11 protein-coding genes and 3 pseudogenes are annotated in these 15,294 nt (G+C 54.5%); 12 read left to right on the top strand and 2 right to left on the bottom strand.

Going from position 1 to position 15,294, the window contains the following annotated elements:
• Positions 1–8 precede the first annotated feature (8 nt).
• The 9 genes and pseudogenes from xseA to spo0A all read left to right on the top strand — a co-directional run bounded on the left by xseA (position 9) and on the right by spo0A (position 10,589).
• Positions 9–1,355 carry an exodeoxyribonuclease VII large subunit gene (gene xseA / locus A0V43_RS09850; protein WP_015375372.1) on the top strand — a complete coding sequence of 449 codons (1,347 nt, stop codon included), beginning with the start codon at positions 9–11 and terminating at the stop codon, positions 1,353–1,355.
• Positions 1,352–1,582 (top strand): exodeoxyribonuclease VII small subunit, encoded by a 231-nt coding sequence (locus A0V43_RS09845; protein ID WP_012820585.1) that lies wholly within the window; start codon positions 1,352–1,354, stop codon positions 1,580–1,582. Before xseA ends, A0V43_RS09845 begins: the two co-directional genes overlap by 4 nt.
• 3 nt (positions 1,583–1,585) lie before the next feature.
• The gene (locus A0V43_RS09840) at positions 1,586–2,479 is read left to right on the top strand and encodes a polyprenyl synthetase family protein (protein ID WP_012820586.1); all 894 of its coding nucleotides are present in this window, start codon (positions 1,586–1,588) and stop codon (positions 2,477–2,479) included.
• Positions 2,480–2,726: 247 nt separating this feature from the next.
• Positions 2,727–4,619 carry a 1-deoxy-D-xylulose-5-phosphate synthase gene (gene dxs / locus A0V43_RS09835; protein WP_033004878.1) on the top strand — a complete coding sequence of 631 codons (1,893 nt, stop codon included), beginning with the start codon at positions 2,727–2,729 and terminating at the stop codon, positions 4,617–4,619.
• Between the two features lie 3 nt (positions 4,620–4,622).
• Entirely contained in the window at positions 4,623–5,471 is an 849-nt protein-coding gene (locus A0V43_RS09830) for a TlyA family RNA methyltransferase (RefSeq protein ID WP_063193015.1), read from the top strand.
• Positions 5,472–5,520: 49 nt separating this feature from the next.
• Complete coding sequence (gene ahrC / locus A0V43_RS09825) at positions 5,521–5,970, top strand: transcriptional regulator AhrC/ArgR (RefSeq protein WP_011231872.1); 450 nt, start codon at positions 5,521–5,523, stop codon at positions 5,968–5,970.
• 126 nt (positions 5,971–6,096) lie between these two features.
• A complete protein-coding gene (gene recN, locus A0V43_RS09820; protein WP_063193014.1) occupies positions 6,097–7,818 on the top strand; it encodes a DNA repair protein RecN in 1,722 nt (573 codons plus the stop codon).
• A 273-nt stretch (positions 7,819–8,091) separates the two neighbouring features.
• Positions 8,092–9,386: pseudogene (spoIVB, locus tag A0V43_RS09815) on the top strand (SpoIVB peptidase).
• A 384-nt stretch (positions 9,387–9,770) separates the two neighbouring features.
• Positions 9,771–10,589, top strand: a complete 819-nt coding sequence (spo0A, locus tag A0V43_RS09810; RefSeq protein WP_206501601.1) for a sporulation transcription factor Spo0A — start codon at positions 9,771–9,773, stop codon at positions 10,587–10,589.
• Positions 10,590–10,740: 151 nt separating this feature from the next.
• Here spo0A and A0V43_RS19050 read toward each other — a convergent pair whose 3' ends face one another.
• A complete protein-coding gene (locus A0V43_RS19050) occupies positions 10,741–10,893 on the bottom strand; it encodes a YycC family protein (protein WP_011231868.1) in 153 nt (50 codons plus the stop codon).
• Between the two features lie 110 nt (positions 10,894–11,003).
• On the opposite strand from A0V43_RS19050, the gene A0V43_RS09805 reads away from it, so the two are divergent.
• Positions 11,004–11,732 carry a glycerophosphodiester phosphodiesterase gene (locus tag A0V43_RS09805; protein ID WP_033009425.1) on the top strand — a complete coding sequence of 243 codons (729 nt, stop codon included), beginning with the start codon at positions 11,004–11,006 and terminating at the stop codon, positions 11,730–11,732.
• A gap of 58 nt (positions 11,733–11,790) precedes the next feature.
• Here the strand turns inward: A0V43_RS09805 and A0V43_RS09800 are convergent, their stop codons facing one another.
• Positions 11,791–12,039: a DUF2627 domain-containing protein gene (locus A0V43_RS09800; RefSeq protein WP_063193013.1), complete on the bottom strand. Its 249-nt coding sequence runs from the start codon at positions 12,037–12,039 to the stop codon at positions 11,791–11,793.
• Positions 12,040–12,178: 139 nt separating this feature from the next.
• Between A0V43_RS09800 and A0V43_RS09795 the strand changes: the two are divergent.
• Positions 12,179–14,241 (top strand): annotated as a pseudogene (locus A0V43_RS09795) (sigma 54-interacting transcriptional regulator).
• Positions 14,242–14,382: 141 nt separating this feature from the next.
• Positions 14,383–15,281: pseudogene (gene yqiS / locus A0V43_RS09790) on the top strand (phosphate butyryltransferase).
• Positions 15,282–15,294 lie beyond the last annotated feature (13 nt).

The raw sequence follows: 15,294 nt of genomic DNA, 5'->3' as shown, positions 1-15,294 counted from the left end.
CAGGATCAGTGGAAGTGAAATATGTGACGGTCGGGGCGTTGACGAAGTACATCAAACGCAAGTTCGATGTCGACCCGCATTTGCGCGATCTATGGGTGAAGGGCGAGATTTCGAATTTTAAGCAGCATTCGCGCGGCCATATGTATTTTACGTTGAAAGACAGCCAAGGACGCATTGCCGCCGTCATGTTCGCCGGCTACAACCAGCATTTGCCGTTCCGTCCTGAAGATGGGATGAACGTGCTCGCGCGCGGGGAAATTTCTGTCTATGAACCGAACGGCAACTATCAGCTTTATGTCAAAGAAATGCAGCCGGAAGGTGTCGGAAGCCTCTATTTAGCCTACGAACAGCTGAAGCAGCGGCTCGAGGCGGAAGGGTTGTTTTCGCCGGTCCATAAAAAGCCGCTTCCAGCTTTCCCTCGCTGCATCGGCGTCGTTACATCGCCGACTGGAGCGGCGGTGCGCGATATTATGACGACGATTCGCCGCCGCTATCCCCTCGCTAAAGTCATTTTGTTTCCAGCGCTCGTTCAAGGGGACGGGGCGGCGCCCTCCATCGTGCGCGCCATCGAGCGGGCGAATGCGTTCGGCGAGGTTGATGTGCTGATTGTCGGCCGCGGCGGCGGCTCGATCGAAGAATTGTGGGCGTTCAATGAAGAAATCGTCGCCCGCGCCATCTTCGCCTCAAAAATACCGATTATTTCCGCTGTCGGCCATGAAACAGATTTTACGATCGCCGACTTTGTCGCCGATTTGCGGGCGCCGACGCCGACGGCAGCAGCTGAGATGGCGGCGCCACATGTTGGGGAGCTCGCTGAGCGGCTCGCCGAGCGGAAATGGCGGCTCATCCGCGCCATGAAAGAGCGGCTTGCCGCTGATAAAGAGCAGCTTCGCCGGCTGCAAGGATCCTACGCATTCCGCTATCCCAAGCGGCTCTATGAACAAAAAGAACAGCAGCTTGATGCGTTGCTTGAGAGGCTTAGCCGCCAACGCGAACGGCTCGTCGACAAACATCGTCAGCGGCTGCATGAGCTTGACATGAGACTATGGCGGCACCATCCGGCTGCAGAGCTTGAGCGGATGAAAGAACGGCAAAAGGCGACCGCCAATGCACTGGAAAAAGCGATGCGCACCGCGGTGGAGCGCCATCGGTTCCGCTTTCGCTCCAACCTCGCCCGGCTTGAGGCGCTCAGTCCGCTTCGCATCATGGAGCGCGGCTACAGCTTGGTGTACAATGAGCAGGGCGAGCTCGTGAAACGAACGAACCAGCTTCGAATCGGCGAGCATCTTTCCATTCAAGTTCAAGACGGACGAGTCGATTGTCAAGTGACGGGAGTGGAGGAAAAACAAGTATGAGCGAAGAAAAAGAGATGACGTTTGAAGAAGCGATGAAAAAACTGGAGGAAATCGTCGAAAAGCTCGAGGAAGGGAACGTGCCGCTTGAGGAGGCGATCGCCTTTTTTCAAGAAGGCATGAAACTGTCCAAGCTTTGCCATGATAAATTGCAGCATGTGGAGAAACAGTTGGAGTACATGCTGCGCGAAGACGGCGAGCTTGTCCCTTTTTCGCCGGAGGAGGAGTGACGGGTGGCGCAGCTTTCGGTTGAACAGTTTCTCAACGAACAAAAACGGGCCGTCGAGGCGGCGCTTTCCTCCTATATGGCGCGGCTTCGTGGGCCGGAGACGCTGAAAAAGGCGATGGCCTACTCGCTTGAGGCCGGCGGCAAACGAATCCGCCCGCTTTTGTTGCTGGCGACCATCCAAGCGCTTGGCAAAGACCCGGCGATCGGTCTGCCAGTCGCTTGCGCCATTGAAATGATCCATACGTACTCGCTCATTCATGATGATTTGCCAAGCATGGACAACGATGATTTGCGGCGCGGCAAACCGACGAACCATAAAGTGTTCGGCGAGGCGATGGCCATTTTGGCCGGGGACGCTTTGTTGACGTATGCCTTTCAATTGATGGCCGAAATCGATGATGATCGCGTGCCGCCTCCCGTCCGTCTGCAGCTCATCGAGCAGCTCGCGAAGGCGGCCGGCCCGGAAGGCATGGTCGCTGGACAGGCGGCTGATATGGAGGCGGAAGGAAAAACGCTGGCGCTTGCGGAACTGGAATACATCCACCGCCATAAGACGGGGAAAATGCTGCAATACAGCGTGCACGCCGGCGCCCTGCTTGGCGGCGCCGATGGTCGGCAGACGCGCGAACTCAACGAGTTCGCCGCACATTTAGGCCTCGCCTTTCAAATTCGCGACGATATTTTGGACATTGAAGGAATGGAAGAAAAAATCGGCAAGCGAGTCGGCAGCGACCGCGACAACAAGAAGGCGACATATCCGGTGCTTCTTTCGCTAGGCGGTGCTAAAGAGAAACTGGCGTTTCACATTGACGCCGCGAAGCGCCATTTGCAGCAAGCCAAAATCGATGACGCGGTGCTGGCCTACATTTGCGAGCTTGTCGCGGTCCGCGACCACTGATGCGGGGCGGCCGACTCTTGTTCCCGTTGTTCGCTTTCCTTCGGGGCGGAGGCGGCCTTGTTTTTTTGGTTGTTTTCCGCCGGGCGGCCGCCGCAAGTTCTATAGATACACCACAAAACGCGTCCTAGTGGTGACGGGCTGCGTTGGCGGGAAAAGTCGATTTTTCGCGCCGGATCATGTATAATAATACTACCTGTACGAGGAGAAACGGCTCGGAGAACGACAGAATGAAAGCGAGTGATCTTTGTTGGACTTGACAAAAATTGACCATCCGCGCGTTGTCAAAAACATGTCCATTCCTGAGCTGAAACGGTTAAGCGCCGAGATTCGGCGGTTTTTAATTGAGAAGTTGTCGAAAACAGGCGGACATATCGGCCCGAACTTAGGGGTCGTCGAGCTGACGATCGCCCTCCACCGCGAATTCGACAGCCCAAAAGACAAGCTCATTTGGGATGTCGGACACCAGTCATACGTGCATAAAATTTTGACCGGACGCGCCGCCGCGTTCGACACGCTCCGCCAATACAAAGGGCTGTCCGGATTCCCGAAACGGAGCGAAAGCGAGCATGACGTGTGGGAAACGGGCCATAGCTCGACGTCGCTGTCGGCGGCGATGGGAATGGCGATCGCCCGTGATTTGAAAGGGACGGATGAATACATCGTGCCGATCATCGGCGACGGGGCGCTCACCGGCGGCATGGCGCTTGAGGCGCTCAACCATATCGGGCATGAGAAAACGGATATGATTGTCATCTTAAACGACAATGAAATGTCGATCGCCCCGAACGTCGGCGCGTTGCACAACATCCTCGGTCGGTTGCGCACCGCAGGCAAATACCAGTGGGTGAAAGATGAACTGGAGCTGCTGCTCAAGCGCATCCCAGCGGTCGGCGGCAAGTTGGCGGCGACGGCCGAGCGGCTGAAAGACAGCTTGAAATATTTGCTTGTCTCCGGCGTGTTTTTCGAAGAGCTCGGGTTTACGTATTTAGGCCCGGTCGACGGCCACGATTTTGAGGATTTGCTTGAGAACTTGCGCTATGCGAAGAAGATGAAAGGCCCCGTGCTTGTCCATGTCATCACGAAGAAGGGAAAAGGGTACAGTCCGGCGGAAAACGACAAAGTCGGCACATGGCACGGCACAGGGCCGTACAAAATCGAAACCGGCGCTTTTGTCAAAACGAAAGAGGCCGGTCCGTCATGGAGCGCGCTTGTCAGCGAAACCGTGCGCCGGCTCGCCCGCACCGACCCGCGCATCGTCGCGATTACGCCGGCGATGCCGGTCGGCTCGAAGCTGGAAGGGTTCGCAAGCGAGTTCCCCGATCGGATGTTTGATGTTGGCATCGCCGAGCAGCATGCGACAACGCTTGCGGCTGGATTGGCGACGCAAGGGATGAAACCGTTTTTGGCCATTTATTCGACATTTTTGCAGCGCGCCTATGACCAAGTCGTCCATGATGTATGCCGGCAAAACTTAAATGTCTTTTTCGCCATTGACCGTGCTGGGTTGGTCGGGGCGGACGGCGAAACGCACCAAGGGGTGTTTGACATCGCCTTTTTGCGCCATGTGCCGAACTTGGTGTTGATGATGCCAAAAGACGAAAACGAAGGACAGCACATGGTGTACACCGCCATCCGCTACGACGACGGACCAATCGCCATGCGTTTCCCGCGCGGCAACGGGCTTGGCGTACCGCTTGATGAGGAGCTGAAAGAAATCCCAATCGGCACGTGGGAAGTGTTGCGCGACGGCTGCGATGCGGCGATTTTGACGTTTGGCACGACGATTTCGATGGCGCTTAAGGCGGCCGACGAGCTGGCGAAAGACGGCATATCGGTGAAAGTCGTCAACGCTCGCTTTTTGAAGCCGATGGACGTGGCGATGCTTCACGAACTGCTTGAGAGCCGCCTGCCGATCTTAACGGTCGAAGAGGCGGTGCTGCAAGGCGGCTTTGGCAGTGCTGTGTTGGAGTTTGCTCATGATCATGGTTATCACGGAGCGGTCATCGAACGGATGGGCATCCCGGACCGCTTTATCGAACATGGAAGCGTCAGCGAGCTGCTCAATGAAATCGGGCTGACGTCGACCCATATCATCGACCGCATCAAAACGATGGTGCCAAGAAAACAGAAAAGGGCTTGAGACATGAAAGGAAAAAAAGAACGGCTCGATGTGCTGCTTGTCGAACGAGGGCTGGCGGAAACGCGAGAAAAGGCGAAGCGGGCGATCATGGCCGGGCTTGTCTATTCAAACGACGTTCGACTCGATAAGCCCGGGGAAAAAGTGCCGGTTGACATTCCGCTTGAGGTGAAAGGCAACCCGCTTCCGTACGTCAGCCGCGGTGGGTTGAAACTGGAAAAAGCGTTGCGCGAGTTTCATATTCGCGTGGAAAATAAAATTGTTCTTGACATCGGCGCGTCGACCGGCGGTTTCACCGACTGCGCCTTGCAGCATGGGGCGAAGCTGACGTATGCCGTCGATGTCGGCTACAACCAGCTTGCTTGGAAGCTGCGTCAAGACGAGCGCGTCGTTGTGATGGAGCGGACGAACTTCCGCTACGTGACGCCGGATCAGTTTACGAAAGGGCTGCCGGAAGTAGCTGTCATCGATGTCTCGTTTATTTCGCTGCGGCTCATTTTGCCGGTCGTCAAGACGGTCATGGTGCCGGGCGGCGATGTGATTGCGCTCGTCAAGCCGCAGTTTGAAGCCGGCAGGGAAAAGGTCGGCAAAAAGGGGATTGTTCGCGACCCGAACATTCACGAGGAAGTGCTCGAATCCATCATTCAATTCGCCTGTGCGGAAGGGTTCGATGTTCTTCATTTAACGTATTCACCGATTACCGGCGGCGATGGCAACATTGAGTTTTTGCTTCACGCCGTTTATTCGGGAGAAAATCGCAAAGGGGAAAACCGTCTGTCGATGCCGATCGCACATATCGTACGTGAGGCGCACGCCCATCTACGTGGCGACAGGACAGAGGGGCATGGCGAATAGAGGTGGGAAACAACAGCGTGGCATTTTGCAAGCAAAGAGGTGGCGCAGTGTGAACAAAGGGCAAAGGCATATTAAAATTCGCGAAATCATTATGAACCATGACATTGAAACGCAAGACGAGCTTGTCGACCGGCTGAGAGAAGCTGGCTTTAACGTCACCCAAGCGACTGTCTCGCGCGACATTAAAGAAATGCAGCTCGTCAAAGTGCCGATGGCCAACGGACGCTACAAGTACAGCCTTCCGTCCGACCAGCGCTTCAATCCGCTGCAAAAGCTGAAGCGGGCGCTTGTTGATGTGTTTGTGAAGCTTGACGGAACGGGCAACTTGCTTGTGTTGCGGACGCTGCCGGGCAACGCCCATGCCGTCGGCGTCTTGCTCGACAATTTGGATTGGAACGAAATCGTCGGTACGATTTGCGGCGACGATACGTGCCTGATCATTTGCCGGACGCCGAAAGATGCGGAAAAAGTGTCCGACCAGCTGTTGTCCATGCTCTAGGCGAGGACCGGCCCAGCTCCCGTTCTGCGTTCAAGGACGGAACGATAGGGCGGTCCTCGTTTGCAAATCCGAACATACGTGCTATAATCAAAAGTGGAATGAATCGGACAGGCAAGGAGTGGTGAAATGCTCGCCGAGCTGTCGATTAAAAATTTCGCCATTATCGAGTCGCTCTCGTTGTCGTTCGACAAAGGGCTGACGGTGTTAACCGGCGAAACGGGAGCCGGCAAATCGATCATCATCGACGCGATTCATTTGTTGATCGGCGGACGCGGCTCCGCTGAATTTGTCCGCTTTGGGGCGGAAAAGGCGGAAATCGAAGGGCTGTTTTTGCTTGATGATGACCGCCATCCATGCTGGCAAAAATGCGCAGACGTTGGCATCGACGCCAGCGACGGCATGATCGTGTTGCGCCGCGATATTTTCGCCAACGGCAAAAGTGTCTGCCGCATTAACGGCAAGCTCGTCACGACGGCGGTGCTGCGCGACATCGGGGCGACGCTTGTGGATATTCACGGCCAGCATGAACATCAAGAACTGATGGATCCGTCCCGCCATCTGCCGCTTTTAGACGAGTTCGGCGGCCTAGAGGCAGCAGAGGCGCTTGCTCGCTACCGCGCCGTCTACGAGCGGTATGAGGAGCTCGGAAAAAAATTGAAAAAGCTGAGCGAAAATGAACAGCAAATGGCGCACCGGCTTGATTTGTTGACGTTTCAGTTGCGCGAAATCGAACAGGCGGCGCTCGAGCCGGGCGAGGACGAGCGGCTGATGGAGGAAAAAGTTCGCATCGTCAATTTTCAAAAAATTTATACCGCGCTGCAGAAAAGTTATGAGGCCCTCTCCGGAGAGGGACGCGGACTTGATTCGATCGGGGAGGCGATGCGCCATCTCGATGACGTCGCAGGCATGGATGCAGCGCTCAAAGATGCGCATGAAACGACGTCGAACTGCTACTATTTGCTCGAGGAAGTCATGTACAAGCTGCGCGATCAAATTGAGGAGATGGAGTACGACCCAGAGCGGCTCGATGCCATTGAAAGCCGTCTCGCGGAAATCGGGCAGCTCAAACGAAAATACGGGGCGACGATCGCCGATATTTTGCACTATGCCGAGACGATCGCCGAGGAAATCGAGACAATCGAAAATCGCGAAACGCATGTGCATGAGCTGAAGCAGCAGCTCGCTCTGGTGACGGACGAGTTGCTTACGGAGGCGAAAAACGTCACCGCTGTTCGGCAAACATATGCCCAGCGCCTGATTGAGCGCATTCATCAAGAACTGAAAGACTTGTACATGGACAAAACGAAATTTGACATCGTATTTGCCAAGCGCGAAGGATCGCTTGACGCCCCCTTGGTCGACGGCGTGCCGGTTAGATTCCAAGAAGACGGCATCGATGTCGTCGAGTTTTACATTTCGACGAACGTCGGCGAGCCGTTAAAACCGCTCGTCAAAGTCGCTTCCGGCGGCGAGCTGTCGCGCATTATGCTGGCGTTGAAAACGATTTTTTCCAAACATCAAGGAGTGACGTCGATTGTTTTTGATGAGGTCGACACCGGTGTCAGCGGACGCGTCGCCCAGGCGATGGCGGAAAAAATTTACCGCATCGCCAGCCAGTCGCAAGTGCTTTGCATTTCCCATCTGCCGCAAGTCGCTGCGATGGCGGACACGCACTTGTTGATCGCCAAAGAGACGGATGGGGAACGGACGAAAACAGTCGTGAGGAAGCTCAATGAGGAGGAGAAAGTGAAAGAAATCGGGCGGATGATTTCCGGCGTCGAGATGACGGAATTGACGAAACGGCATGCCAAAGAGCTGTTGGAACTGGCGGCGAAAATGAAACATTGATTCCTGTTTCCCCTGTTCGTCGAGGGGAGGCGCATCCCTCTCAAAGCGGGCCGATTCCGCCTGCCTGTTCTCACTTGGCGCCCGCTTTCCTTAAGAGAACTACGGTGTTTCATAAAGATAAGCAAAAAGCCGCGCGGCTGTCCGGATGCAAGTCCATCCAATTCCGGGCAGCTTTTTTATCGGCAGGGCGATTATATTTTCCCCGGTTCAGGCAAAATTAAAACTGTAACCGTTTTGGCATGGTGTAGGCGGGAGCGAGGAGAGTGGACGACATTGAATAAAGAAACGGCGCGAAAAGTCGCAGGAGTGCTTCTCCTTGGTATATTGACGGCCATCGCTTTTTCCAAACCGATGAAGGAATATTGGCAAATTCCGAAGCAGCTTGTCCTGTTTGAAGGCGATGCGGTTGAATTTCCTGCCGCTTCCCTTCCCGTACAAGCGGCCGTCAATGACCGAAACGCTCCCGAAACGCTCAATATTGAGCGAAAAAACGGTTCTCTGTCTGTAAAGGCGAAACGCCGCGGACATGAAACGATGGTGTTGCAGGTTGCCGGAATGCCGATCAAGCAAGTGGATGTCAACGTGCTGCCGACGCTCAAAGTCATTCCCGGCGGACAATCGATCGGCGTCAAGCTCAATACCGTCGGCGTTCTTGTCGTCGGTTACCACCTTGTCGAAACCGAAAACGGGAAAAAATCGCCGGGAGAGGCAGCCGGCATTCAAGTCGGCGACATCATTATCGGCATTAACGGCCAAAAAATCGAAAACATGAGCGACCTCTCCCCTTTCATCGAGGAGGCCGGCAAAACGGGAAAACCGCTTCATCTAAAAATTCTGCGCGATCAGCACTCCATGACGGTGAAGCTCGTTCCGCTGAGAGACAGGCATGACGATGTGTACCGCATCGGTCTGTACATTCGCGATTCGGCCGCCGGCATCGGGACGATGACATTTTACGACCCCAAATCAAAAACATATGGCGCACTTGGCCATGTCATCTCTGACATGGATACGAAAAAGCCGATTGTCGTGCAAAACGGGCAAATTATGCGCTCGACCGTCACATCGATCGAAAAAGGAACGAGCGGCAATCCAGGTGAAAAATTAGCCCGCTTTTCCGACGGCGAAGAAGTGATCGGCACGATCACCACCAACAGCCCGTTTGGCATTTTTGGCAAGCTTACAAAGCCACTGCCGAACGGTCCGTTCACAAAACCGATCCCGGTTGCCTTGGCGAACCAAGTGAAAGAAGGGCCGGCAAAAATATTGACAGTGGTGGAAAATGACAAAGTCGAGCAGTTTGACGTGGAAATTGTCAGCACCATTCCGCAGAAATTTCCGGCGACCAAAGGCCTCGTGATTCGCGTCACGGACCCGCGCTTGTTAAAGAAAACAGGGGCATCGTCCAAGGGATGAGCGGCAGTCCGATCATTCAGGATGGAAAACTCGTCGGCGCAGTGACGCACGTTTTCGTGAACGATCCGACATCCGGCTATGGCGTCCACATTGAGTGGATGCTGCAAGAGGCAGGCATCGATCTATACGGCAAACAAAAGAAAGCGAGCTGACAAAGTCGGCTCGCTTTTTCCCGGCAGCCAACATTCGATTCTTGCATATATTTGGTGAAATGACGAGTGATGATTTGGTCACCATTCATCTCTTCCTGATCATCCCAAGGCCAATGTTTCGAAATGCTGTGAGCGGCTTGATTGATCCCGCCATATTGGTTAGGCTGCCACTAAAAATTTTTCAAAAAAGGCGGCAAAAATTTTGCCGGTTTGGCATAGATATTTGGTGAAACATCCGTTAAAATGAAATTTGTAAAGATTTTTCGACAAACGCATCGCTGGTGAAAACGAATATTGTCTAATGAGCTCGTTTTTTGTTATAATTTTCATTTTTTGAAAAATAGAAGGATTTTTTGCTGCTGTTGTCGAATGTACGTTAACGGAATGTTACATAGCAAGAAAAAGTGGGGGAGGATGATCGTTTTGAGCATTAAGGTGTGCATTGCCGATGATAACCGCGAATTGGTGACATTGCTTGACGAATATATCTCGAGCCAGCCGGACATGGAAGTGATTGGCACGGCGTATAACGGCCAAGACTGCCTTCATATGCTCGAGGAAAAGCGGCCGGATATTTTGCTTCTGGACATCATTATGCCGCACTTGGATGGGTTGGCTGTGCTTGAGAAAGTCCGCGCAGGTTGTGAGCATCAGCCGAGCGTCATTATGCTGACGGCGTTCGGCCAGGAGGATGTCACGAAAAAGGCAGTGGAACTCGGCGCTTCCTACTTCATTTTAAAACCGTTCGACATGGAGAATTTGGTCCATCACATTCGGCAGATTCATGGCAAAACGGCGCCGATGGTCAGAAAAACCGGCTCTGCCTACCAGGCGCGCGACAACAAACCGAAAAATTTAGATGCGAGCATTACGAGCATCATCCATGAAATCGGCGTCCCGGCGCATATTAAAGGCTATCTGTACTTGCGCGAAGCGATCGCGATGGTGTACCACGACATCGAACTGCTCGGCTCCATCACGAAAGTGCTCTATCCGGACATCGCGAAAAAATACAACACGACCGCCAGCCGCGTCGAGCGCGCCATTCGCCATGCGATCGAAGTCGCTTGGAGCCGCGGCAACCTCGAATCGATTTCCTCGCTGTTTGGCTATACGGTGAGCGTCTCGAAGGCAAAGCCGACAAACTCGGAATTCATCGCCATGGTGGCCGATAAGCTCCGGCTTGAGCATAAGGCATCGTAACGGAAAACGAATGATAGCCAAAGCAGCAAGACGCTCCGCAATCGGGGGCGTCTTTTTTGCCGTTTGGCGGCTTGCTGGAACGAAAAAAGGGGGAACGTGGCTTGCGCCGGTGTGGTGTACAGAGGCGGCTTTACCGCCAAGGGCCAGACGGTTAAGACGGGTCGTTTTCTTTTTCTTTTTTCTCCAATTCCAGCAGCTTGTTCACCAAAATGTGCGGCGGCATATGCATGATCTGCTCGATCGGCACGCCGAGCGCTTTTGCCAGCTTTTGCGCCGTCTCCAAGGAAATTTTCAGCGGCTGCATCATCTTCCCCTCCAGTGCCTCATACATTACTTTTAGTATAACCGATCACTGCCGCATTCGGCCAGCTTTGTCGGCCAAATGGCGAATTATATGGGAAAGGAAGAAACGGCATGACATATATTTTTGCCCACCGCGGAGCGGCGGGAACCCATCCGGAAAATACGATGGCAGCGTTTGAAGAAGCGCTGAAGGCGGGGGCGGATGGCATTGAGCTCGATGTGCAGCTGACGAAAGACGGCGAACCGGTCGTCATTCATGACGAAACGGTCGACCGGACGACGGACGGCAGCGGCTGGGTCAAAGACATCCTATACCGCGAACTCCGCAAGTTCAACGCAGCAGCGAAATGGGACGGCCGTTACGGCCATTGCCCGATTCCCCATCTCGAGGAAGTGCTCGCCTGGCTGGCGCCGACACGGCTTTTAGTCAACATTGAGCTGAAAAACAGCCTCGTGGCTTATGAAAGGCTTGAGCAAAAGGTGATCGCCGTTGTGCGCCGCTATGGGCTCGAGAACCGGACGATTTTCTCGTCGTTCAACCATAACAGCATGCGTCTTTGCCGCCAGTTGGCGCCGGAGATCGAAACGGCGCTTCTTTATATGGAGCCGCTCTATGACCCGTGGACGTATGTGCAGGCGATGAACGCAGGCGGGGTGCATCCGTACCACCGAACGGTGACGGCGGACTTCGCCGCGGATGCGCGGCGCCGCGGCGTCGCAGTTCGGCCCTTTACGGTGAACAAGCCGAAAACGGCGAAGACGATGTTCGCCTATAAAGTGGATGCGATTTTCACCGACTATCCGCGTCAAGCGAAGGAATGGAAAGAGAAAACGCCTTAACGAAAACCGTTAAGGCGTTTTTTGGCTTGCCTTGAAATGGATGGTTTCCAATTCCGAATCAAGGCGTTTTTCGTTTTCGTTGAAAACGCGCCTGCACTTTGTTCCGTTTTCGGTCGCGGTGCAGCAAAAACCCGCCGATAAACGCCAACCCGGCTGCAAACAGCACAAGCCCGGCGAGAAATTGCAGCCATAAGGCGGCAAACGGAGGTTGTATGATGCCAAACAACGCATCGCGCATCCATTTGATGCCAAGCGCAGCCGAAAGCCCCGGGATGACTAAAATCAACAGCGCAATCATTCGCCCCATCGCGATCGCGTTCCTTTCCGAAAAGAGTGGCCTTATCGACTATCATAGCGGTTATTGGGCGTTTGTCAAGGAAAGAGCAAATCAAGTATGATAAAAGTGTCTGCAAAAATTGGCATACTATAAAGTGTGGTGGACGGACATGAAAAAAGTGATGCTTATTGGCGCTGACTCGCGTGGGACATCGTTGTTGAAGCTGCTCCATGGGGCATCAGGGTTTGAAGTCGTGGCAGTCGTGGATGTAGATGAACACGCTCCGGGGTTGCAGCTGGCGCGCCGATGGGGGATTGCCGCCGCCAGCGACTGGCGCCCATGGATGGATGAGCCGCTTGATTTGATTATTGAAACGACCGGGAGGGCAGACGTTCTTGAGTCAATCCGCCAGCAGGCGCCCAAGGGGTGAATATCGTTCCAAGCGCCGTCGCGCGAATGATGGCGGAGCTCGTCGAGGAAAAGGAAGCGCTCATCGCCAAGTTGAAAAGCGAGGCGGCCCGGCGCGCTCTCATCTTTCACTCGTCCCACGATGGCATGATTGTCATTGATGAATATGCTTACATTACCGATATGAATGAAAGCGCCGCCCAGCTTCTCGGAGTGGACAAGGACGAGGTGATCGGCCGCCATATTTTATCCGTCTTGCCGTCAAGCGGCTTGCCGCGCGTGCTGAAAACGAGGCAGACGGAATTTCATCAAGAGGTGGAGCTGGCCAACGGGAAAAAAATTATCGCCACCCGCATCCCGATTATTGACGACAGCGGCAAATTGTTTGGGGCGTTGGCGGTGTTCAAAGATATTACCGAACTCGTCGCATTGGCGGAAGAAATCACCGACCTAAAGGAAATCCGCATGATGCTTGAGGCGATCATCCATTCATCAGAAGAAGCGATCTCTGTCGTTGATGAAAACGGCAACGGCATTTTAATCAATCCGGCGTATACAAGGCTGACCGGTTTGACGGAAGAGGATGTCATCGGCAAACCGGCGACCGCCGACATCGCGGAAGGGGAAAGCATGCATATGCAAGTGCTCAAAACGCGCCGTCCGGTGCGCGGCGCGCGCATGAAAGTCGGCCCCAAAAACCGCGATGTCATCGTCAATGTCGCGCCGATTATCGTTGACGGAGTGCTCAAAGGAAGCGTCGGTGTCATTCATGATGTATCGGAAATCCAGCGGCTGACGGCTGAACTCAACCGGGCGCGGCAAATCATCCGCACGCTTGAAGCGAAATATTCATTTGCGGATATTATCGGCGAATCGGAAGAAATGAAAGTGGCCATTGAACAGGCGAAGCTGGCGGCGAAAACACCGGCGACGATTTTGCTGCGGGGGGAATCAGGGACGGGCAAGGAGCTGTTCGCCCACGCCATTCACAACGCGAGCGACCGGAAGTATAACAAGTTCATCCGTGTCAATTGCGCCGCGATTCCGGAAACATTATTAGAAAGCGAACTGTTTGGCTATGAGGAAGGAGCGTTTTCTGGTGCGCGGCGCGGCGGCAAGCGCGGGCTGTTTGAAGAGGCGAACAACGGCAGCATTTTCCTCGATGAAATCGGCGAGCTGTCGGCCAGCACGCAGGCGAAGCTGCTCCGCGTTTTGCAGGAGCGGGAGATCGTTCGCGTCGGCGGGACGAAGCCGATTCCGATCAACGTCCGCGTCATCGCCGCCACGAACGTCAACCTTGAAAAAGCGATTGCCGAAGGAGCCTTTCGCGAAGACTTATACTATCGGCTCAATCGGATGCCGATTTACATCCCGCCGCTGCGCGCCCGCAAGGAAGACATTCCAGCGCTTTGCCGGCATTTGATCCAAAAGCTGAACCAAGATTACGGGCGCAACGTCGAAGGTGTCACGGATGAAGCGATGGTGAAGCTTCTTGCCTATGATTGGCCAGGAAATGTCCGCGAGCTCGAAAACGTGCTCGGGCGGGCGATGATTTTCATGAAGTTTCATGAAGTGATGATCGATATTTCGCATTTGCCGCCGCTTTCCGCGCCGTCGGCCGCGCCGTCGGTTCGCCCCGAAACGGAAGGGGAGTTCCGGCCGCTTGACGAGATGCTTGGCCGGTATGAAGCCCAATTGCTCGAAGAGGCGCTCCGGCGTCATCGCGGCAATAAAACAGCAGCGGCCCGCGCGCTCGGCATTTCGGTGCGCAATTTATACTACAAGCTTGAAAAATACAACATTGACAAAAACAGCGTGCAATAATTTGCGTATAGTGAAAAAGATTGCACAAACGAACTTCAACAGCCTTTATTTCATAAAGCGCTTTCACATATTGGTGATTGGCATGGTTTTTGCATATAAAGAAGTGCCTCGACGGATTGGCAGAAAAGGTTGGTGCAGACGATGAAGTTGAACACATTAATCGAGGAAGCAAGTCAATGTCAAGGTCGGACGGTGGCCGTGGCCGCCGCCGAGGATGAGGAAGTGATCGAAGCGGTGGCGATGGCGCTCGAGCATCGCCTCGGCCGGTTTGTGCTGTACGGAGACCGGGAGCGAATCGGACGGTTGCTCAAAGAAAAAGGGGGGCGCGTTTTGCCGATGTCGACATCGTTCACGCCAATTCGGTCGCCCAAGCGGCCGAACTGGCGGTGCGCGCCGTTCATTTGAATGAAGCAGATGCCTTAATGAAAGGGCACGTACCGACGGCAACCTTGCTGAAAGCCGTCTTGAACAAAGAATACGGGCTGCGCACAGGAAAGGTGTTGTCCCATGTCGCGGTGTTTGACGTGCCGGCGTTCGAACGGCTGGTCATCGTGACCGACGCGGCCATGAACATCGCCCCCGATCTCGAGCAAAAAGTGCAAATTGTGAACAATGCCGTCAGCGTGGCGCGTTCCATCGGCATCGAGCGTCCGAAAGTCGCGGCGCTGGCGGCGGTGGATACGGTCAATCCGGCCATGCCGGCAACCGTCGATGCAGCGGCGCTCGCGATGATGCAAAAGCGGGGACAAATCGAACATTGCCTGCTTGACGGGCCGCTTGCCTTGGACAATGCAGTGTCCATGACGGCGGCGAAGCATAAACGAATTGAAAGCGAAGTGGCTGGACAGGCTGATATTTTGCTTGTGCCGGACATTGAATCCGGCAACATGCTGTATAAGTCGCTCGTCTATTTTGCGAACGCACGCGTCGGCGCCGTCATCGCTGGGGCGAAGGCGCCGATCGTCTTGACGTCGCGCGCCGACTCGGCGGAAAGCAAACTGTATTCGTTGGCGCTCGCCATCTGTTCGGCAGCGAAATGAAAAGAAGGAGGCC

This window comes from Geobacillus sp. JS12 (genome assembly GCF_001592395.1).
Classification (GTDB): Bacteria; Bacillota; Bacilli; order Bacillales; family Anoxybacillaceae; genus Geobacillus; species Geobacillus zalihae.
The sequence above is the reverse complement of the archived record's forward strand: the minus strand, read 5'-3'. Positions and strand labels throughout refer to the sequence as shown.